The organism is Neptunomonas concharum, from assembly GCF_008630635.1.
Classification (GTDB): Bacteria; Pseudomonadota; Gammaproteobacteria; order Pseudomonadales; family Balneatricaceae; genus Neptunomonas; species Neptunomonas concharum.
Genome location: NZ_CP043869.1, coordinates 802799 through 821654, shown reverse-complemented (window position 1 = coordinate 821654; position 18856 = coordinate 802799). Strand labels below are relative to the sequence as shown.

At 47.2% G+C, this 18856-nt stretch carries 20 protein-coding genes; 11 read left to right on the top strand and 9 right to left on the bottom strand.

Annotated elements, in window-relative coordinates:
* Positions 1-224 precede the first annotated feature (224 nt).
* Together F0U83_RS03850 and F0U83_RS03845 are read left to right on the top strand one after the other, a co-directional pair.
* Positions 225-1799, top strand: a complete 1575-nt coding sequence (locus F0U83_RS03850; protein ID WP_138986610.1) for an acyl-CoA ligase (AMP-forming), exosortase A system-associated — start codon at positions 225-227, stop codon at positions 1797-1799.
* Positions 1800-1803: 4 nt separating this feature from the next.
* The gene (locus F0U83_RS03845; protein WP_138986609.1) at positions 1804-3036 is read left to right on the top strand and encodes a pyridoxal-dependent decarboxylase, exosortase A system-associated; all 1233 of its coding nucleotides are present in this window, start codon (positions 1804-1806) and stop codon (positions 3034-3036) included.
* A 50-nt stretch (positions 3037-3086) separates the two neighbouring features.
* Here F0U83_RS03845 and F0U83_RS03840 read toward each other — a convergent pair whose 3' ends face one another.
* The 3 genes from F0U83_RS03840 to rpe form a co-directional block, all read right to left on the bottom strand.
* Positions 3087-3338: an acyl carrier protein gene (locus F0U83_RS03840; protein ID WP_138986608.1), complete on the bottom strand. Its 252-nt coding sequence runs from the start codon at positions 3336-3338 to the stop codon at positions 3087-3089.
* A gap of 81 nt (positions 3339-3419) precedes the next feature.
* Positions 3420-4091, bottom strand: a complete 672-nt coding sequence (locus F0U83_RS03835; RefSeq protein WP_246077636.1) for a phosphoglycolate phosphatase — start codon at positions 4089-4091, stop codon at positions 3420-3422.
* Positions 4085-4768, bottom strand: a complete 684-nt coding sequence (gene rpe / locus F0U83_RS03830) for a ribulose-phosphate 3-epimerase (RefSeq protein ID WP_138986607.1) — start codon at positions 4766-4768, stop codon at positions 4085-4087. Before rpe ends, F0U83_RS03835 begins: the two co-directional genes overlap by 7 nt.
* A gap of 107 nt (positions 4769-4875) precedes the next feature.
* On the opposite strand from rpe, the gene F0U83_RS03825 reads away from it, so the two are divergent.
* Entirely contained in the window at positions 4876-6030 is a 1155-nt protein-coding gene (locus F0U83_RS03825; RefSeq protein WP_138986606.1) for a DUF3530 family protein, read from the top strand.
* On the opposite strand, the gene djlA is transcribed toward F0U83_RS03825, so the two are convergent.
* The 3 genes from djlA to F0U83_RS03810 are packed head-to-tail and all read right to left on the bottom strand — an operon-like array spanning position 6027 to position 8576.
* On the bottom strand, positions 6027-6875 hold the full coding sequence (gene djlA, locus F0U83_RS03820; RefSeq protein WP_138986605.1) for a co-chaperone DjlA: 849 nt from the start codon (positions 6873-6875) through the stop codon (positions 6027-6029). The two genes, F0U83_RS03825 and djlA, sit on opposite strands and share 4 nt — an antisense overlap.
* Positions 6865-7548, bottom strand: a complete 684-nt coding sequence (gene murU / locus F0U83_RS03815; protein ID WP_138986604.1) for an N-acetylmuramate alpha-1-phosphate uridylyltransferase MurU — start codon at positions 7546-7548, stop codon at positions 6865-6867. Before murU ends, djlA begins: the two co-directional genes overlap by 11 nt.
* A complete protein-coding gene (locus F0U83_RS03810; RefSeq protein WP_138986603.1) occupies positions 7545-8576 on the bottom strand; it encodes an aminoglycoside phosphotransferase family protein in 1032 nt (343 codons plus the stop codon). Before F0U83_RS03810 ends, murU begins: the two co-directional genes overlap by 4 nt.
* A 124-nt stretch (positions 8577-8700) precedes the next feature.
* On the opposite strand from F0U83_RS03810, the gene F0U83_RS03805 reads away from it, so the two are divergent.
* Genes F0U83_RS03805 through F0U83_RS03770 form a run of 8 tightly spaced genes read left to right on the top strand, consistent with a single transcriptional unit; the run spans position 8701 to position 16818 of the window.
* Positions 8701-11022 (top strand): LPS-assembly protein LptD, encoded by a 2322-nt coding sequence (locus tag F0U83_RS03805; RefSeq protein ID WP_138986602.1) that lies wholly within the window; start codon positions 8701-8703, stop codon positions 11020-11022.
* Positions 11009-12307 (top strand): peptidylprolyl isomerase, encoded by a 1299-nt coding sequence (locus F0U83_RS03800; RefSeq protein WP_138986601.1) that lies wholly within the window; start codon positions 11009-11011, stop codon positions 12305-12307. Before F0U83_RS03805 ends, F0U83_RS03800 begins: the two co-directional genes overlap by 14 nt.
* Positions 12307-13317, top strand: coding sequence for a 4-hydroxythreonine-4-phosphate dehydrogenase PdxA (pdxA, locus tag F0U83_RS03795; RefSeq protein ID WP_138986600.1), 1011 nt, complete (start codon positions 12307-12309; stop codon positions 13315-13317). The genes F0U83_RS03800 and pdxA overlap by 1 nt, the downstream gene beginning before the upstream one ends.
* Entirely contained in the window at positions 13304-14116 is an 813-nt protein-coding gene (gene rsmA, locus F0U83_RS03790; protein WP_246077634.1) for a 16S rRNA (adenine(1518)-N(6)/adenine(1519)-N(6))-dimethyltransferase RsmA, read from the top strand. Before pdxA ends, rsmA begins: the two co-directional genes overlap by 14 nt.
* Positions 14117-14127: 11 nt before the next feature.
* Entirely contained in the window at positions 14128-14514 is a 387-nt protein-coding gene (gene apaG, locus F0U83_RS03785) for a Co2+/Mg2+ efflux protein ApaG (RefSeq protein WP_138986599.1), read from the top strand.
* 33 nt (positions 14515-14547) lie between these two features.
* The gene (locus tag F0U83_RS03780) at positions 14548-15378 is read left to right on the top strand and encodes a symmetrical bis(5'-nucleosyl)-tetraphosphatase (protein WP_138986598.1); all 831 of its coding nucleotides are present in this window, start codon (positions 14548-14550) and stop codon (positions 15376-15378) included.
* A 3-nt stretch (positions 15379-15381) separates the two neighbouring features.
* Complete coding sequence (glpE, locus tag F0U83_RS03775; protein WP_138986597.1) at positions 15382-15699, top strand: thiosulfate sulfurtransferase GlpE; 318 nt, start codon at positions 15382-15384, stop codon at positions 15697-15699.
* Positions 15700-15702: 3 nt separating this feature from the next.
* The gene (locus F0U83_RS03770; RefSeq protein WP_138986596.1) at positions 15703-16818 is read left to right on the top strand and encodes a tRNA nucleotidyltransferase/poly(A) polymerase-related protein; all 1116 of its coding nucleotides are present in this window, start codon (positions 15703-15705) and stop codon (positions 16816-16818) included.
* Here the strand turns inward: F0U83_RS03770 and folK are convergent, their stop codons facing one another.
* Genes folK through tsaD form a run of 3 tightly spaced genes read right to left on the bottom strand, consistent with a single transcriptional unit; the run spans position 16819 to position 18745 of the window.
* Positions 16819-17334: a 2-amino-4-hydroxy-6-hydroxymethyldihydropteridine diphosphokinase gene (folK, locus tag F0U83_RS03765; RefSeq protein WP_138986595.1), complete on the bottom strand. Its 516-nt coding sequence runs from the start codon at positions 17332-17334 to the stop codon at positions 16819-16821.
* A complete protein-coding gene (gene folB / locus F0U83_RS03760; RefSeq protein WP_138986594.1) occupies positions 17334-17690 on the bottom strand; it encodes a dihydroneopterin aldolase in 357 nt (118 codons plus the stop codon). The genes folK and folB overlap by 1 nt, the downstream gene beginning before the upstream one ends.
* Before the next feature lie 26 nt (positions 17691-17716).
* The gene (gene tsaD, locus F0U83_RS03755) at positions 17717-18745 is read right to left on the bottom strand and encodes a tRNA (adenosine(37)-N6)-threonylcarbamoyltransferase complex transferase subunit TsaD (RefSeq protein ID WP_138986593.1); all 1029 of its coding nucleotides are present in this window, start codon (positions 18743-18745) and stop codon (positions 17717-17719) included.
* Positions 18746-18856 lie beyond the last annotated feature (111 nt).

The following is an 18856-nucleotide window of genomic DNA, read 5'->3' as shown; positions in this document are numbered from 1 at the left end:
ACTACCAGTTGGATCACAACACAAAGGCATGGCATTGACTGTTATTCACAACCCGATTATGAGTGACCATAAGATACAGGCGTTACTTTGTTGTCCGCAGTATACTGCATTTATAATGATAAACTTAGTCCGAAATGCGCTGGCTCTTCGGCCGATCTACTTTTATCACTCTGAACATTCGCTTAGTATTCAATCCTTTCTGTCCAGCTTATTGGTATAACTACATGTCGGAATTGATTGGCGACCTGATTCTCAAACAAGCAGCCTCGACTCCCAGCGCCACGGCTATTCTCTACAAGGAGCAAACCGTTACCTATGAAGCGCTGCTCCAACAGGCCTTTAGCTTCAAAACCCTCGTGGAGGATTTAGGTGTCACCAAAGGCGAACGTGTTGCCATCTATCTGCCTAAAGTCCCTGAAACCGTATTCTCTATTTTTGGCGCAGCGCTTGCCGGAACAGTGTTTGTGCCCATCAATCCTTTATTGAAGCCCCAACAGGTGGCCTATATATTAAAGGATTGCAATGTAAGAGCCTTAGTGACTTCACAAGACCGCCTGAAGCTACTTTCCGATTGCTTAGCCGATTGCCACGACCTGAGAAGCGTTATAGTCACAGGTAAAAAGCCGCTGGATAACCAAACAACTGTACACGTCGAGCCTTGGAGAGATGAGCCGGTCGTACCACCTCTTAACTTCAAAACGACTCGAATCGACAAAGATATCGCAGCGATTCTCTACACCTCTGGCAGCACCGGTAATCCTAAGGGCGTTGTTCTTTCACACCACAATTTAATCGCTGGTGCAAAAAGCGTGTCCAGTTACCTGGAAAATACGGATGCTGATCGCCTGTTAGCGGTCATGCCGTTCAGCTTTGACTATGGCCTTAGCCAACTGACAACCGCTTTTCATGTCGGCGCCTCCGTTGTGTTAATGGATTATTTGTTACCCCGCGATGTTATTCGTGCCGTCGAAAAGTACCAAATCACCGGTTTAGCGGCGGTACCACCTTTATGGACTCAACTGGCTGATCTTGAATGGCCAAGTGCCACTGTGCATTCGCTTCGTTATTTGACCAATACCGGCGGTGCCATGCCGATAGCCACGACCAAAAAGCTGACCGCAGCACTTCCCGATACAAAAATATTTCTTATGTACGGTTTAACTGAGGCGTTCCGTTCCACCTACTTACCGCCTGAGCAAGTTCATATACGCCCCGACTCGATGGGTAAAGCAATCCCTAATGCTGTAGTACTGGTACTACGGGAAGATGGTAGCGAGTGTGCACCCGGCGAGCCCGGCGAATTAGTCCACCGGGGTGCATTGGTTTCTATGGGGTACTGGAATGATCCCGTTAAAACCGCAGAACGCTTTAAACCCATTCCTGGGTACAACCCAGAAGTACCTTTGACAGACTATGCGGTTTGGTCTGGGGATCAAGTTAAAAAGGATGAAGAAGGTTATCTCTATTTCATTAGTCGTAAAGATGAGATGATTAAAACCTCAGGTTATCGGGTCAGCCCAACCGAAATCGAAGAGGTATTGTATGCATCCCAGCTAGTCAGCGAGGTCGCCGCATTAGGCATTCAACACCCTGTACTGGGTCAGGCGATTGTGCTCATCGCGGTAACCAACACTCCTGATGCGCAAAGCATCATCTTGAAACATTGTCAGAAAGAGCTGCCCAACTTCATGCTACCTAAACAAATTATTTTTGTTGATAAACTACCACGCAACCCAAACGGCAAGATCGACCGCAAACAACTCGGCGCTCTCTATAGCGACCTATTCCTAGAGGCCTAAGGTGATGAAAACAAAATTGCAACATGCACCAATGACAGCCTTCCCCATTATTGATGGCGAAATCTATGCGGGTGGCCACCCCATCAGTCGGCTCGCCCTGCGCGCAGGGCAAACACCTTTTTATGTATATGACCGGCACATCATGACAGAGAAGGTTAAACAGCTCAGGGAACATTTCCCAAGCAGCCTAGAGCTTCACTACGCCATCAAGGCCAATCCAATGCCTGCGGTTGTACAGCACCTATCCCAACTAACCGATGGATTAGATGTAGCCTCAATGGCCGAGTTACAGGTTGCATTACACTCAGGTGCAAACCCAGCACATATAAGCTTTGCAGGCCCCGGCAAAACAGATAAAGAACTCACGTGCGCCCTTGCTGCTGGTGTAGTCATTAATATGGAATCTGAGTCAGAAATGGAGCGCATTGCCGCTATTGGGCAAGCATCTGATCTTGAACCTCATGTAGCCATTCGTATTAACCCCGATTTTGAATTAAAAACATCAGGTATGAAAATGGGCGGTGGTCCCAAGGCGTTTGGCGTGGATGCCGAGCGCGTGCCTGCAATGATTCAACGCTGTTTACAGCTCGGCCTGAACCTTAAAGGTTTTCATATTTTTTGTGGCTCCCAAAACCTCCGCGCAGACGCCATCATAGAAGCCCACAACAATACGTTTGAGCTTGCCTATCGGATACTACAAGAATCCGGCGTTCAGCTTGAGTGGTTAAATATTGGTGGTGGGCTAGGTATCCCCTATTTTCCCGGCGAAGCCCCCCTTGATCTATCACCTATCGCTGATAACCTTACTCGTCTCATGGGCATCGCCGAAGAGAAAATCCCTGATACACGCATCATCATGGAACTGGGACGCTTCTTGGTTGGTGAATCCGGGCTCTATGTCAGCAAAGTAATTGATCGCAAGCTTTCCCGAGGTGCTAACTTCGTAATTACAGATGGAGGCTTGCACCATCACTTAGCAGCCTCAGGCAACTTCGGCCAAGTGATTCGTAAAAATTACCCCGTTACTATCGCAAATAAGGCAGACTTACCGCCCCAAAGCACCACACATATTGTCGGGCCGCTCTGCACACCTTTGGATATTATCGCCGACAGCGTGGAGCTACCTGAGGTAGCCGTGGGGGACTTAATTGCGGTTTATCAGTCAGGGGCGTACGGCTTTACAGCAAGCCCCCGTGATTTCTTGAGCCATCCACATCCTGTGGAAATACTTGTGTAGGAAAATCAATAGGCAGGCTTTAATAACGACTTATGAAAGGTAGCCTACTCTTAGGCGGCTACCTTCTCGTTTACGAACTGGTACAGAGATCCAACGGTTTCAAATACTTCTGCACTGATCTCATCGTCATCCACAGCCATGCCAAAGTTATCTTCTAGTGCAGTCAGCACCATGACAACAGCCATCGAATCAAACTCCGGTACACTACCAAGCAACGGCGTATCCGCATCAAATTCATCAATCCGACTACCCAGCTGCAAAACTTCGCCGATAATCTGCTTAACCTGATCCAGCGTTACCACTCATAACCTCCTGCCACCACTACTAGGCCACTCCACATATTTCGGGCCATGTTAGCACTTAGAAACAGGCCGATAAAACAATTAAAACAACAGATCCAAACGTTCCACAACATCATCCGGCTCCGATAACTTGATATCTTCACCATGATTGTAACCATAAGGAACCGCAATCACCGGACAACCCGCGTTTCTAGCAGCGCGTACATCATTGACAGAGTCTCCCACCATCAACACTTCTGTAGGCGCGAGACCATATTTATCCATCAGAACCAGTAACGGCATAGGATCAGGCTTTTTCTTCGACAATGAATCACCGCCTAAAACGTCACGAAAGAAGCCATCTATTTGCAGATGCGACAGCAATGGGTGAGTAAACGCGATGGGTTTATTCGTCACAACCGCCATCGGAATGTCGAGTTCAGCACACCGCTCTAAGGCACGATTAACACCGAGATATAACGCACTTTTGCATGATAAATTATCCCGATAGTGGTGCAGAAAAAGCTCAAAGGCCCGATCAAAAGCAATAGCCTCGTTAGAGGACATCGCTTTTAATGCACGCTGAACCAGCATCTGAGCACCATTGCCTACCCAACACCTGACCCGCTCCTGCCCTGCTAACGGCAAATCCAATGCTTCGAGCATTAGGTCGATCGCTAAAGCAAGATCAGGAACGCTATCCACCAGCGTTCCATCCAGATCAAAGATCACTAAGCGGGGCAAGCCGCCATTAAAGTAGCGCCGAATTAGCACACAGCTGAACCCACTTTTGCTAACTCTGCACGCATCGCCTGAATCGTTGCCGCATAATCAGAGGTATTAAAAATCGCAGACCCTGCTACAAACGTATCCGCTCCTGCGGCTGCAATTTCAGCAATATTCGCGATGCCCACACCACCGTCCACTTCTAGACGGATATCACGGCCACTCTGGGCAATCATTTTACGAGCTTCTTTGAGTTTATTTAACGTCCCTGGAATAAACGATTGCCCACCAAATCCTGGGTTAACGGACATCAAGAGAACCATATCCACTTTATCAAGCACATACTCAAGGTGGTGCAATGGTGTGGCAGGGTTAAATACCAACCCTGATAAACAACCGGCGTCTTTAATCATCTGCAAAGAGCGATCAATATGCTCGGACGCTTCAGGGTGAAAGGTAATATAGGTAGCCCCAGCTTCGATAAAGTCCCCTATCAAACGATCAACCGGCTTTACCATCAAATGCACATCAATGGGTGCGGTTATGCCATAATTTCTCAGCGCTTTGCACACCATAGGGCCAATGGTTAGATTCGGTACATAGTGATTATCCATCACATCGAAATGTACAATATCGGCGCCTGCTTCGAGAACAGCGTCGACCTCAGCGCCTAGCCGGGCAAAGTCTGCTGAAAGAATAGAAGGGGCAATTTTAAAATCAGACATGGATATCTTTCCGTAACTGAATAAGAATAAGCAGTATTGTACCGAAGGCTGCTCGCTTATGCAGCGCTTATACTTGCACTCTAACCGGGTTTCCTGACAATTTAGTTATGACTTTTATTTTTGATACAAAAATTATACCCAGCCTGTGCCTATGGACGCTGGCCTTGCTGCAAATACCGACACTAGTAGCCGCGGAAGAGACCTCTACGACAGAAGAAACCGAGCAGAGTACACCTGAAACTGCGCAACAACCTGCACCTAGCATAATTGAAAGACCTACCCATACAACACCAGCGGCACATAGCACTCGTGATCTGCAGCAAGTTCCACCAGACAATGCAACAGAACTGATCCAATTGGACGGAGGAGACGATCCTTTTGTAGGTTTTTTTCGTCAACAAAGCGGAGCCGTTAATTTAGGGGGTATCATTCTTATCGCGGATGACCAGACTCACCCGTTGCAAAATGCAAACCTTGAAGCTCTGCGCAAAGGACTAACAGAGTTTGGCTGGGCAACGTTATCTATCCCCCTTCCTTCGCCAATTCAACCACTTTTACCCAAAAGAACGTTACCAGCACTTAAACCCATAAAGGCGCACACACCTAAACCTGAAAGCCCAGAGCAAGAAACAGAGACAGCCGCCACTGCTCCACCCTCTGAGCCAACCGATGCAACCGTCGTGGAAACAACGCCAGCAACGAATGCACCTGAAGAAACTTCAGAGGCCAGTGTCCACACCTCTGATAGAAAAGAACGTATAACTAACCGCGGAATGGCCGCTATTAATGCACTACAATCTCGCCAAATAAGCCGCTTTATCATTTTAGGTTCAGGCTCTGGCGGCGTATGGGCAACGGCATTAGCCACCACCTTGCAAGAAAATCTGGATATCAATCTGGTGCTGGTTGACCCCACACCTTCAACAGATATAAGCGCCCCAGATATACGCTCGCTGATTCCAGACTTAGAGATCACAACATTAGATCTCTACAGCGCAGCCCCCAGCGCGGAAGTCGGAAAATCCACACCACACCGCCTGCGACTTATGACAGCCAGACGTAAAAACCTTGGCAATTATCACCAAATACGCCTGCCGAATACGACACAAAGCCCGCAAGGCTACAACTGGTTACTACGCACAGTCAGAGGCTTATTAGAAACCTACATCATTAACGCAGAACCGAGCCCTAAGCTTAAAAAACCAAAGGCTGAACCAGAGAAAGCCAACCAACCCCCAGGGTCTTTTGCTAATACGGGCTAACCCGAGTGCTTACGCGCTGTTTTAATACGATCATATGCAGCTTGTATCTCTTGAGTTTTCTCTTTTGCCAACTGCATCATTTCTGGTGGTAGCCCCTTCGCTACCAGTTTATCCGGATGGTGCTGACTCATCAGTTTACGGTAAGCCTTTTTAATCTCAGCATCATTAGCGTTTTCTTCAACCCCTAATACGCCGTAAGCTTCTTTTAACAGTGCAGCATGATCAGCTTGCTGGAAATGCTGATGCTGAGAATAGCTTTGCTGGTAAAAAGCTTGCTGGGCCTGCATACGTGCCATCAGTGCCGACATTTCAGGGCCAGACATGCGCAACAAACCACACACCTGCTGAATAACCGAAAGTTCAGCCGGTGATATTTCGCCATCAGCCATCGCCGCTTGAAGCTGAATTTCAATAAACATAATTTTTACAGAGGCGCGAGTATGGATATAACGGGCCAACGGTTGTAATACATCTGCAATATCAAAATCCGCAGATTTACCCAATGTAAAGTGCGCTATGGCTTCTTGGCGGCGCTCCTCTGTAAGATTCATGCGGTCCATAACATCACGGGCAAAACGGATTTCATCCTCCGTAACACGACCGTCAGCTTTGGCTATTTTACCCATCACTGCAAACGTTGCTTTAAAGAAAACCGCCTGAGGGGAGGCCTCTCCCGTTAGAAAACCAACCACTAAATGGCTCAGGAAAGCGCCAACAGCCCCCCCCAATAGCATTCCCCAAATACCGCCACTAAATAAACCGATGACCGCGCCAATCAGGATGCCATTACGATATTTCTTTAGCGTCGTACCTATTTGCTGTCCCATTTGGGAATCAATTGCCATGTGCTTGTCTTCCTCGATAATAGTGGCTTGCCTGTTCCAAGCGTTCTGGTGTACCTACGTCAATCCAGAATGAATCGGTCAACTCTCCTGAGAGTTGATCTTTTGCTATCGCCCCCCTCAATAACGGCCCTAACGGAGATTTCCCAGGCCGACACATTTCAAAGAGTGCAGCGGTTAATACGCTAATCCCTGAAAAAGTATAACTAGACCCTTCACTTTCACTTAATCTATTACCATTGAGGAGAAAGTCCCCCTCAGGATGGTGAGGCGGATTGGGCACCATAATTAAATGCCCATGCGTAGGAGATACAGTTTTCAACGTGGAGAAGTTAAAGTCCGTAGCTATATCGCCATTAATTAATAAAAACGGCTCACCATGTGGAGAGAGGTGATCCAATACCTGATAAACACCACCTGCTGTCTCCAATGGCTCAGTTTCTGCCGAGTAGCGAATATTAACTCCCCACTTTTCGCCCCCACCTAAGTACTCCTCAATCTGCTGCCCTAACCACGCGTGATTAATGGTTATATCAAGAAAACCTGCACGAGCAAGGCGCTCAATGTGATACTCGATCAACGGCTTACCGTTGACCGGAATGAGTGGTTTAGGTGTCGATAATGTTAATGGTCGTAGTCGGGTTCCCAAACCCGCCGCCAAAATCATTGCCTTCATATGGACTGGCCAAAAAGTGTGGGACGTTGGTTAAGTTCAGGGAGAACACGCCGCTTGAGCCACTCGGAAAAAGGTGCAAACTCGGCATACTTATTTGCCACATCGACGACATACCCCAACGTTCTGGGAATATCCAGCAAATATCCATGCTTATTATCACGACGACTCAGCCTTGAGAAAATACCAATGGCTTTCAAGTGCCTCTGCATCCCCATTAAATCAAACCAACGTACAAATTGCTCATAGGAAACCTGAGTGTCCAACACACCTTGCTGAATCAGTTCATCCCTAAAACTTGCTACCCAGCGATACACATCCTCATCAAGCCAACGAATGTAACAATCTCTAAGCAGCGAAGCCAAATCGTAAGTTACAGGCCCAACAACCGCGTCCTGAAAATCTATGACACCGGGCGTATGTCTGCCACATATCATTAAGTTTCTAGCGTGATAGTCGCGATGAACCACGACTTGTGGTTGCGCAAGCGCATTAGCAACTAATAGATCTTGTATTCTATCGAGTAGATCGGACTCATCTTTTTGCAGCGGGAGCGACAATAAATCACCCACAAACCAGTCACGAAATAGAGCCATCTCCTGTAAAAGCAGTTGCTTATCATACAGAGGTAGCCCTGCTTCTGGACAACGTTGAATCAAATGAAGCTCCGCCAACGCCTCTCGATAAAGCGAATCAACCGACTCCGCTGTCAACGCCCCAAGAAATAACGTATCACCAAAATCCTCCAACAGCATAAAGCCTTGCTCAAGATCAGTATGAATAACTTCGGGGACATTCACTCCTGCCTGGCGCCAGGCGCGAGCTATACGAATAAAAGCCTCACTGTTCTCCTTCTCCGGGGGCGCATCAACTGCAATCCAGCTCATTTGACCAGACACCACCCTAAAGTAACGGCGAAAGCTAGCATCGCCGGACACGGGCATCAACTCCCACCCCTCTTCGAGTGTCACCTGCTTTTCTTCCTGCAGACGCTCAATCCATCCCAGTAGTGACGACAACCTTTGCCCCATTCGCTTCTTTCCTCTGGCACATCATCTTGTGAATGTTTATTATTCCAGACTTTGCCAGCGACTAAAACGAATACCCGCGTGTTTATACTGCTCGATTCGTTTCTCAGATATTGGACGATATGGAATGCCATCTTTGAATTACAAGCTATTTTATATATCTATCACATCGGCATTCCTAACCTTGAGCTCACAAGCGGCGATGGCTCAGGACAGCCATGAGGCCCCTTGTCAGTCATGTGGAGTTACGACAAAGGACTATTCTCATTTAGATTGGTACCCAAGCGTGCCTGCTGGTGACAATGCGTACTGTGGTGGTCGCTATATCGAACCCGATTTCCCTGAGGCAAGTAGCGACCCTATTCAATCACTACCCGTTGAAATTAATGCCGAACAAGGTATTTCTCACCTTGGGCAAGGCACAGAGCTTTCCGGAAGTGTAAAAGTTGTTCAAGGACAGCGCAGTCTATTTAGTAGTCAAGCAAGAATCGACCAAGCCACAGGCAGAATTGAACTTGAAGGCGGAGCAACTTATCGCGAACCGGGGTTGCTTTTAACGGGCAAAAATGCACTATCTAACACCAACTCGTTAGAAACAACGCTAAACGAAGCAGAGTATGTTCTACATGAGAAAGGTATTCGCGGCTCCGTCGCCAAAGTCACCCGAAATGAAGACTCTACTCTGACCATCAAAAAAGGCACTTATACACAGTGCCCACCTGGTGTTAACTCATGGCAGGTAGCGGCTGGGGAAATACATTTAAATCCTGAATCTGGTTTTGGCTCGGCAAAGCATGCCACATTGCGCGTGGGTGATGTGCCCATACTTTACCTTCCTTACTTCTACTTTCCTATTGATGACAGACGCCATAGCGGCTTCTTATACCCTTCACTGAAGTATTCCGATTCTGAAGGTTTCGATATTGCCACACCTTACTATTTCAATATCGCCCCTAACATGGACGATACGCTGACTCCTCGACTACTGGAAAAGCGTGGATTAATGCTGGAAAACGAATTCCGCTATATGGATCAATTTTCCACAAACACACTTAGTACGGCGTATTTGCCCAATGATAGAATCGAAGAAAAAGACCGCTGGCTGCTAGGTATTCGCCACTTTGGGCAGCCGAGCACTCGCATGAGAAGTAGTATTAATTATACACACGTCAGTGATGATGACTATTTTGATGATCTAGGCTCCGACCTCAACATCTCTGAAGAGAGCCACCTTAATCGCAACGGCAGCTTGGCATATTACGGTAACCAGTGGCAGGCTGAATTTATCCTTCAGAGCTATCAAACCATTGATGACAGCCTAACACCTTACCGACGTTTGCCAGAACTGCGTTTATTAGGGCAACCGTCTATTGGTCCTGATTGGCTCTCTTTCAGTTATTTTGCGAATTACACTAAGTTTGACAGAGACCTTTCAGGCCTTATAGGTAGCGATAGAATTATTGGGGACAGGCTTCATATCGAGCCTAAGCTAAGCGCTACATTCAGAAATACTTGGGGATATATTAAACCCAGCATTAAATATTGGCATACAGAATACTCACTGGATAATCAACTTCCTGGCGTAACAGACTCACCTTCCGTCAGCGCACCGGTATTGAGCTTAGACACGGGAATCTATCTGGATAAGAACACCACACTATTTGGTACTCAGTATCAGCAAACGCTAGAACCAAGACTCTTCTTCTTGTATGTACCAGAAGAGGAACAGGACGCTGCGCCTGATTTTGACACTGACCTTTACCGTTTCAATTATTCTGCGCTGTTTCGCGACAACCGGTTCAGCGGCTATGATCGAATCGGCGATACACAGCAGGTATCATTTGGCGTAACCAGCCGGCTTTTCGATCAATCAGGCAAAGAAACAGTATCCGCCAGCGTTGGACAAGCCCTTTACTTCAGAGATAGAGTAGCTCATCTACCCGATGGAACTATTGAGCGGTCCGACTACTCAGATATCGCAACACAAATTAATTGGCGGCCAAATAAACGCATCAATGTATCTTTCAACGGAAACTTCAGCCCTAATCAATTACAAAACACGGAGAATAACTTCTCGGTACGCTATCAGGAAGATCTAAACCATATCGTTAGCCTTAGTTACCGTTTCACTGAAGATACTAGGGAGCAAAGCACCGCCTCTTTCATCTGGCCAATTAGCAAGCACTGGTCATCACTAGGGGTTTGGCAATATGATTGGCAGAAAGAAGATGATGTGGATTTGGCATTTGGTCTCGAATATGAGAGCTGCTGCTGGAAAACCAGGCTGATTACACGGCGCTGGCAAAAAGATAATGACGAAAAAGATACCGCCTTCTACCTACAGTTTGTACTTAAAGGCCTTGGCAGTTTTGGCAGCAGTGGCGGATCTGATTTCGTTGAAAAAATAACCGGTTTTGAACAGCGTGAAGAAACTAATGCGTATTTTTAAATTACTAAACATTCGCCAATTTGGCACATTAGCACTTAGCTCTCTATTGCTTTCAGCAAGTGTCCAAGCAGCACCCGAGAAGCTCGACAGTATCACTGCGATCGTTAACGACGACATCATCCTGTCGTCTGAATTACAGCAGAGGATGTCGATTGTGAAAAGCCAACTGGCATCACGTAATCAACGCTTACCACCTGATAACATCCTAACATCTCAGGTGATGGATCGACTTATCCTTGATAGTCTCATTCTGCAAACTGCCGAAAAGCAAGGCATTAAGGTAACAGAGCGCCAACTCAATGATGCCATCGATACGATTGCTGCCCGTAATGAGATGACTCTGGAGCAATTTAGAGAAGCACTCATTGCCGAAGGCCAGGATTACATCTCGGCCCGTGAGCAAATTCGTAAAGAGATGCTAATCGCACAGGTACAACAGAATAATGTTAACCGACGCATTCGCGTATCCGATCAAGAGATCAAAGCATTTTTAGCCTCAGAGGATAATCAGTCCAACCAATCTGAACTGTTACTAAGCATCATCTTGATTGCCATTCCAGAAGAAGCCTCACCTGAACAGATACAGACAGCTGAGACACAATCTAACCTGATTCATCAAGAGCTTTCCAAGGGAGCAGATTTCTCTGAACTGGCCATTGCCGCATCAAGTGCACCTAACGCACTCAATGGTGGTGATTTAGGATGGAGAAAGTTGGTAGAACTACCAGAACCTTTAGCTGAAGCGCTTAAAGGCATGCAATCTGGCGAGATCAGCTCCCCCATACGCGCACCTAGTGGTTTTTATATCATTCAACTCAGGGATAAGCGCGGTGGCAGCATTCAATTAATTGAACAAACAAAAGTCAGCCATATCTTACTCAAACCGAGTGAAATTCGCTCATCAGCACAAACGAAGCGACTCATCGGTCGTGTCCATACGCAAATCAAAGAGGGAGCATCCTTTGAAGAACTCGCTAAGGATTTAAGTGATGATCCAGCTAGTGGTTCTGAAGGCGGCGATTTAGGCTGGGCGCAACCAGGGCAGATGGTTCCAGAGTTTGAACAGGTGATGCAACGCACACCCATTGGTGAGCTAAGTGAACCGTTTGAGTCTCGCTTTGGCTGGCATATTCTCAAAGTTGAAAATCGCCGCACTCAAGACGTAGGCGAAGAAATGCTTGAATCTCAAGCACGTAATACCATCAGAAAACGTAAGTTTTCTGAAGAGCTTAGTAATTGGCTTCGTGAAATCCGCTCCGAAGCTTATGTAGAGATTAAGCCGTAATGCGACACATCAAACGCCTGATCATTACCTCAGGGGAACCGGCAGGCATCGGGCCAGACTTGGTTATCCAACTGGCTCAGCACTCTCACCCTGATGAGCTGGTTGTCGCATGCGATCCTGAACTCTTAATACAACGCGCTAAACAGCTTGATCTACCTCTATCAATAGAGCGTTTCGATCCATCAGCGGAGCCATCCCCCTCCTTGGCACGTACGATTAAGGTATTACCTGTAGAGCTGCGCACACCGGTTAACGCAGGCGCCTTAAACAGCAAAAACGCTCACTATGTTCTTGAAATGCTCACATTAGCCACCCAAGGTTGTCTTGATGGCGTATTTGATGCGTTGGTAACAGCACCCATTCATAAAGGCGTGATCAACGATGCCGGAATTCCATTTACCGGTCACACTGAATTCCTCGAAGCACTAACCAAAACTGATAAAGTTGTCATGATGCTGGCAACAGAAGGTTTAAAAGTCGCGCTCGCCACAACCCATCTACCCCTACGTTCAGTACCCGACGCTCTAACTCAAGATCTAATCGGCGAAATACTAACAACCCTAAATACAGATTTAGTGAACGTATTTGGTATCGAAGCACCTCATATTCTTGTTGCAGGGCTAAATCCCCACGCAGGGGAGAACGGACATATGGGTAGAGAAGAGATTGATGTCATTCAACCTGTGCTAACAGCATTGAGAAATCAAGGGCTTCACCTAACCGGCCCATTGCCTGCCGACACACTGTTTACACCCAAGTACTTAGATCAATGTGACGCTGTACTGGCAATGTATCATGACCAAGGATTACCGGTTCTGAAGTTCAAAGGATTTGGCAATGCGGTCAATATCACCCTAGGTATGCCCATCATACGGACATCGGTCGATCACGGTACAGCGCTAGATTTAGCCGGTACCGGACAAGCAAACACCAGCAGTCTCAAATTAGCGATTCAATACGCGGGTGATATGGCCCGTCATAAAACAAAGAGTATCCATGAGTCATCATAAACCGGCTATGCATAAAGCCCGTAAACGCTTCGGGCAGAACTTCCTTCAAGACCAAGGTATTATTCGCCAAATTATACGCTCCATAGCACCATCTCCTAGCGATCATATGGTGGAAATCGGACCAGGGTTAGGCGCGTTAACAGAGGAAATTCTGGATGCTGCTGGCGCTTTGGATGCCATTGAGCTCGATCGCGACCTCCCTCCCATTTTACGAGCGAAATTTTTCCGTTATGAGGATAAATTTCGTATTTTTGAAGCAGATGCAATGAAGTTCGACTTCAACAGCTTACGTGAAGATGATAGGCCGCTGCGTGTCATTGGCAACCTGCCCTACAATATTTCTACACAACTGATTTTCCACCTACTAAGCCATTCGGGTGATATTCTCGATATGCACTTTATGCTACAAAAAGAAGTGGTCGATCGTTTGGCGGCTCAGCCCGGCGAAAAACACTATGGGCGTTTAGGAATCATGGCGCAATACTATTGCCAAGTTGAGCCTTTGTTCATTGTTCCACCTGAGGCTTTCGACCCCGTACCCAAAGTAGACTCAGCCATTGTCAGACTGATCCCACACACGACGCTTCCATATATAGCTAAAGATATTAAGACACTGGAGCAGGTTGTCAGAGTTGCCTTTACACAACGTCGCAAAACACTGAGAAACAACTTGAAAGAGCTAATCAGTCCCGAGAAACTGGAGCAACTGGGTATCGACCCATCATTACGCCCAGAGCGCTTAGCGCTGCAGGATTTTATTACAATTGCAGACACCCTGACATCCTCTGAAACAGCATAATAAGAGAAACTATGGATCACCTCGACCCTAACCGCTTGATCAAAATTGATGTGGTAACACGTTTTCTTCCCGAGCAATCGGATCAAGAATCACACCGCTTTGTCTTTGCCTATGATATCACCATCAGTAACCAGCTAAACCAGCCCGTCCAATTGCTTAGCCGACGCTGGGTCGTTACCGATGGCAACGAACACGTACAAGAGATTGAAGGGGAAGGTGTTGTAGGTGAACAGCCGGTCATACAACCCAATGAAAGCTACCAATACACCAGCGGAACGGTACTTGCGACCCGTGTTGGCAGTATGTACGGTCATTACACCATGGAAACAGCCAGCGGGGAGCGTTTTGATGCGCCCATCCCAGCGTTTACGCTAGCTCAACCTAATGCGCTTCACTAGGTTTCAAAAAATACCACAGGACTGACAAGCAACATGGCCACCTACGCAATTGGCGACATCCAAGGCTGCTATGAGGAGTTACAACATCTACTTGATCTGATCCAGTTCTCCGACTCAGATCAGCTTTGGTTATGTGGCGACTTGGTCAACCGTGGGCCAAACTCATTAGAAACCTTGCGCTTTATCAATTCACTAGGAGATCGCGCTGTTACTGTCTTGGGCAACCACGACTTACATTTACTGGCACTGCACCATGGCGGTGCAACGGTTAAACGAAGCGATACACTCAGTGATATTCTCGCAGCGCCTGATCGCGACGCATTAATGCATTGGCTACAGCAACAACCCTTATTTCATACGGACCCCGCCCTTAACTTTTCAATGGTCCACGCAGGCATCCCCCCAACTTGGTCCATTAAAGAAGCAAAGAAACGATCTTTGGAAGTAGAACAGATTCTTAAATCTCCCTTGGCTGCGCAGTTTTTCAAGCACATGTACGGCAATGCACCCGTCAAGTGGAACAAAAATCTAGAGGGGTGGGATCGTTTACGTGTCATTACCAATTACCTAACCCGAATGCGCTTTTGCACACCAAAGGGGGAATTAGAGTTCGCCTCTAAAGGCGGCCTTGAAACCCAACCTACAGGCTACTTACCTTGGTTTGCTTACCCAAATAGAAAGTCTTTCAAAGAACGTATCGTTTTTGGGCATTGGGCAGCGCTGGAAGGCAACGCCATAGCAGACAATGTATATGCTATCGATACAGGATGCGTATGGGGTTTATCCCTAACTGCACTACGGCTTGATGACCTTACACGCTTCCAAACCCCGAGTTTGCAAAAAGCAGCGTTTAGAATGGAGTAGTACATGGATCAATATATTTGTATCAACCCAGATGAGGCGGCGACTTTACTGCATGAAGGAGCAATCATAGCGGATATACGTGACCCGCAAAGCTTTGCTAACGGCCACATACCTGGCGCTTACAATCTCTCTAACGATAATCTGCAGGACTTCATCAATGAAGCAGAATTTGAGCAGCCACTGATTGTCTGCTGCTACCATGGTATTAGCAGCCAATCTGCAGCGCAGTTTTTAGCTCACCAAGGGTTTGAGAAAGTCAGCAGCCTGAATGGTGGCTTTGAAGGCTGGTCAGCCACCTACCCGAATCAGATCGAGCGCTAGCTAATGGAGATCTATCTCGTCGGCGGCGCAGTGCGTGACCAATTACTGGACTACCCAGTGTACGACAAAGATTGGGTCGTTGTCGGCTCATCGCCTGACGAGATGATAAGCCTTGGTTACAAACCAGTGGGCAATGACTTTCCTGTATTTATTCACCCTGAAACAGGAGAAGAATATGCGCTAGCAAGAACAGAGCGTAAAAGCGGTAAGGGCTATACAGGCTTTCAATATCACGCCAGCCCTGATGTCACGCTGGAAGAGGACTTATCAAGACGCGATTTAACCATCAACGCCATGGCGCAGTCGTCAAACGGCCACATCGTTGATCCCTTTGATGGACAAAAGGATTTAGAAGCACGTATTTTGAGGCATGTTTCATCTGCTTTTTCCGAAGACCCTCTCAGGGTGCTTCGTGTCGCACGATTTGCTGCACGCTATGCACACTTAGGCTTTAGCGTAGCCCCAGAAACATTGGCACTCATGCAACAGATCGCGGCAACTGACGAATTAGCTCACTTAACTCGCGAGCGCATATGGGCTGAAACGGAGCGGGCAATAGGAGAGCAATCCCCCCTGACATTCTTTCGATTACTCAATCAGGCAGATGCAACCCAAACGCTTTTCCCAGAACTACTCCCTTTGGGAAAACTGAACGAAGCCAAACAACTTGAAACACACTTTACACCCGACACGACAACAACGGTTCGTTTCGCTGCATTGGTGTATCTCTGCTTTGCCACCATAGACAATCCAGCCGAGCAACTAACACACTTTTGCCAAGGCCTCCGCTGCCCTAACGGATTCAGAGACCTGTCACTTCAAGTCCTGCACAGTACAGATAAGCTCTTAAATTGGGCACATACTTCTGCGGATGAAAGGCTCAACGTTTACCTAAAGTCAGACTTGCTCAGAAGACCTGAACGCTTAAGCCCACTACTGGAAGCCTGCAGCTTATTGGCACAAACATTCAAAAACAAAACACTCGATACCCAGTTTTATGTCAATTTGCAAACCGAGCTAAAGACTATTCAGCCTGCCGACATCATACAAGCAGGGTTCAAGGGAGCTGCTATTGGCGAAGAGATTAAACGTCGTCAGCTGGCACTTTGCACAACGTAGCTAGGAACGTGGGGATATTAGCCGCCCTTGCCAGAAAAACTCCACAGGCCAGAGGCTTTGACGAGTTTTATCATAAGCACTCCACAATGAAGCGTAGGTTTCTTTTGTGACAGGATGACGGGCATTAGGCGCTATTTCAGCCAGCGGCCAAAGTACAAAAGCGTTGTTAACAATTTCATCACGAGGCAACTGGACGCCTGAGATAACACCGACGCACTCATCATAGGTAAGAATATCAATATCCAAGGTCCTAGCGGCAAACTTAGGACCACCTCGTACTCGCCCGTTACTATCTTCAATCTTCTTCAACACAGTAGAAAGCGCAGCGATAGACAGGTCCGTTTCACCACCCACCGCAAGATTCAGAAATGGATTCCCTTTAAAGCCAACGGCTTCACTTTCATAGACGGAAGATATTTTTAGCGCGCCGAATACAAGTTCCAATGCATCCAAACCCGCCGTGACATGTTGGTAGCGGTTAATATTACTACCAAGACTTAAATAAACCTGAGCCATCAGAAAGGCTCACCTCTTTCAATCACAACACCCACATCCTCGGCGGTCGCAATCGCATCCGGCTTACCCACTTTTAGTCGCAACCAAGGGACTGAAAACTCCTGCATCACTAAAGTAGCAATCTCTTCTGCCATCGTTTCTACCAAAAGAAACTCACTAGCAGACACAAACTCGACCAAGCGATCACTGACACTCTTATAATTGAGTGTACTTTCGATATCTTCGGTCAATGCAGCTTGACGAATATCCGTCCCCATATCGAGATCAAGCACCACACGCTGGCGAATCTCTCTTTCCCAGTCATAGATGCCAATCACAGTCTCGACTTGAAGAGCTTTTATGTAAACAATATCCACTGATAATACCTATTTTGCCTTACAATCTAATCAAGCCGCTCAAGCAGATCCATCGCCCAACGAGGCTTTGCCTCGATGACCAAATCACTCGACTGCCCCGCCAACAATCTTTGGCAGCCTGCATAGGCAATCATCGCACCATTGTCTGTGCAAAATTTAGGACGCGCGTAAAAAAGTGCTGCGTGCTCTTTTGCCACCATCGACTCCAAGCGGTCTCGAAGACGTTGATTGGCACTAACACCACCTGCAATAATCAATTGCTTCAAACCGGTTTGCTGCAAAGCGCGTTTACATTTAATGGTTAGCGTTTCTACCACTGCATCCTCAAAGGCGGCTGCTATATCAGCTCGAGTCTGATCAGCTAAAACACCATCCACTTTATGATCATTAACGGTGTTGAGGGTGAAGGTTTTCAAACCGGAAAAACTAAAATCCAGACCTGGCCTATCTGTCATAGGTCGCGGGAAACGAAATCGCGTACGATCACCTTGTTCTGCCAATTTAGCAACCAATGGACCACCAGGATAATCCAACCCCATCATTTTAGCCGCTTTATCAAAGGCCTCACCAGCCGCATCGTCCAGAGATTCCCCCAGCAACTCGTACTGCCCTATCGCGGTTACTTTCACAAGTTGTGTGTGACCACCACTGACCAACAAAGCAACAAAAGGAAAAACAGGGGGGGACTCTTCCAACATAGGCGCTAATAGATGCCCTTCCATATGATGCACACCGATTGCGGGAACACCCCAAGCCATTGCCATCGCCCTACCGGTTGACGCTCCTACCATAAGCGCACCAATCAACCCAGGCCCTGCCGTATAGGCAACTGCATCAATATCTTGAGAACTTAAGTTTGCTTCTTTTAAAGTTTCACTCACCAAAGGCAACAATTTACGAATATGATCTCGAGAAGCCAACTCTGGGACCACACCGCCATATTCGGCATGCATTTTCACCTGACTGTAGAGCGTATCGGCCAACAGACCATGCTCACTGTCATAGATAGCCACACCCGTCTCATCGCAGGAAGTTTCGATTCCAAGAACTTTCATTGACGCTTTCTCTAAACAATTTACGAAATTGCGCTCATTATCCCTTATATCCCTGACAAATACACGAATTAGACTTTGACAATTACTTGGCTCAGGCTTAAAATTTCGCCC

What these genes read in the sequence shown, in the direction of transcription:
- F0U83_RS03850 (WP_138986610.1), top strand. Translation starts at nt 225, where the DNA reads ATGTCGGAATTGATTGGCGACCTGATTCTCAAACAAGCAGCCTCGACT.
- F0U83_RS03845 (WP_138986609.1), top strand. Translation starts at nt 1,804, where the DNA reads ATGAAAACAAAATTGCAACATGCACCAATGACAGCCTTCCCCATTATT.
- rpe (WP_138986607.1), bottom strand. Translation starts at nt 4,768, where the DNA reads ATGTCTGATTTTAAAATTGCCCCTTCTATTCTTTCAGCAGACTTTGCC.
- F0U83_RS03825 (WP_138986606.1), top strand. Translation starts at nt 4,876, where the DNA reads ATGACTTTTATTTTTGATACAAAAATTATACCCAGCCTGTGCCTATGG.
- djlA (WP_138986605.1), bottom strand. Translation starts at nt 6,875, where the DNA reads ATGGCAATTGATTCCCAAATGGGACAGCAAATAGGTACGACGCTAAAG.
- murU (WP_138986604.1), bottom strand. Translation starts at nt 7,548, where the DNA reads ATGAAGGCAATGATTTTGGCGGCGGGTTTGGGAACCCGACTACGACCA.
- F0U83_RS03810 (WP_138986603.1), bottom strand. Translation starts at nt 8,576, where the DNA reads ATGGGGCAAAGGTTGTCGTCACTACTGGGATGGATTGAGCGTCTGCAG.
- F0U83_RS03805 (WP_138986602.1), top strand. Translation starts at nt 8,701, where the DNA reads ATGCCATCTTTGAATTACAAGCTATTTTATATATCTATCACATCGGCA.
- F0U83_RS03800 (WP_138986601.1), top strand. Translation starts at nt 11,009, where the DNA reads ATGCGTATTTTTAAATTACTAAACATTCGCCAATTTGGCACATTAGCA.
- pdxA (WP_138986600.1), top strand. Translation starts at nt 12,307, where the DNA reads ATGCGACACATCAAACGCCTGATCATTACCTCAGGGGAACCGGCAGGC.
- rsmA (WP_246077634.1), top strand. Translation starts at nt 13,304, where the DNA reads ATGAGTCATCATAAACCGGCTATGCATAAAGCCCGTAAACGCTTCGGG.
- apaG (WP_138986599.1), top strand. Translation starts at nt 14,128, where the DNA reads ATGGATCACCTCGACCCTAACCGCTTGATCAAAATTGATGTGGTAACA.
- F0U83_RS03780 (WP_138986598.1), top strand. Translation starts at nt 14,548, where the DNA reads ATGGCCACCTACGCAATTGGCGACATCCAAGGCTGCTATGAGGAGTTA.
- glpE (WP_138986597.1), top strand. Translation starts at nt 15,382, where the DNA reads ATGGATCAATATATTTGTATCAACCCAGATGAGGCGGCGACTTTACTG.
- F0U83_RS03770 (WP_138986596.1), top strand. Translation starts at nt 15,703, where the DNA reads ATGGAGATCTATCTCGTCGGCGGCGCAGTGCGTGACCAATTACTGGAC.
- folK (WP_138986595.1), bottom strand. Translation starts at nt 17,334, where the DNA reads ATGGCTCAGGTTTATTTAAGTCTTGGTAGTAATATTAACCGCTACCAA.
- tsaD (WP_138986593.1), bottom strand. Translation starts at nt 18,745, where the DNA reads ATGAAAGTTCTTGGAATCGAAACTTCCTGCGATGAGACGGGTGTGGCT.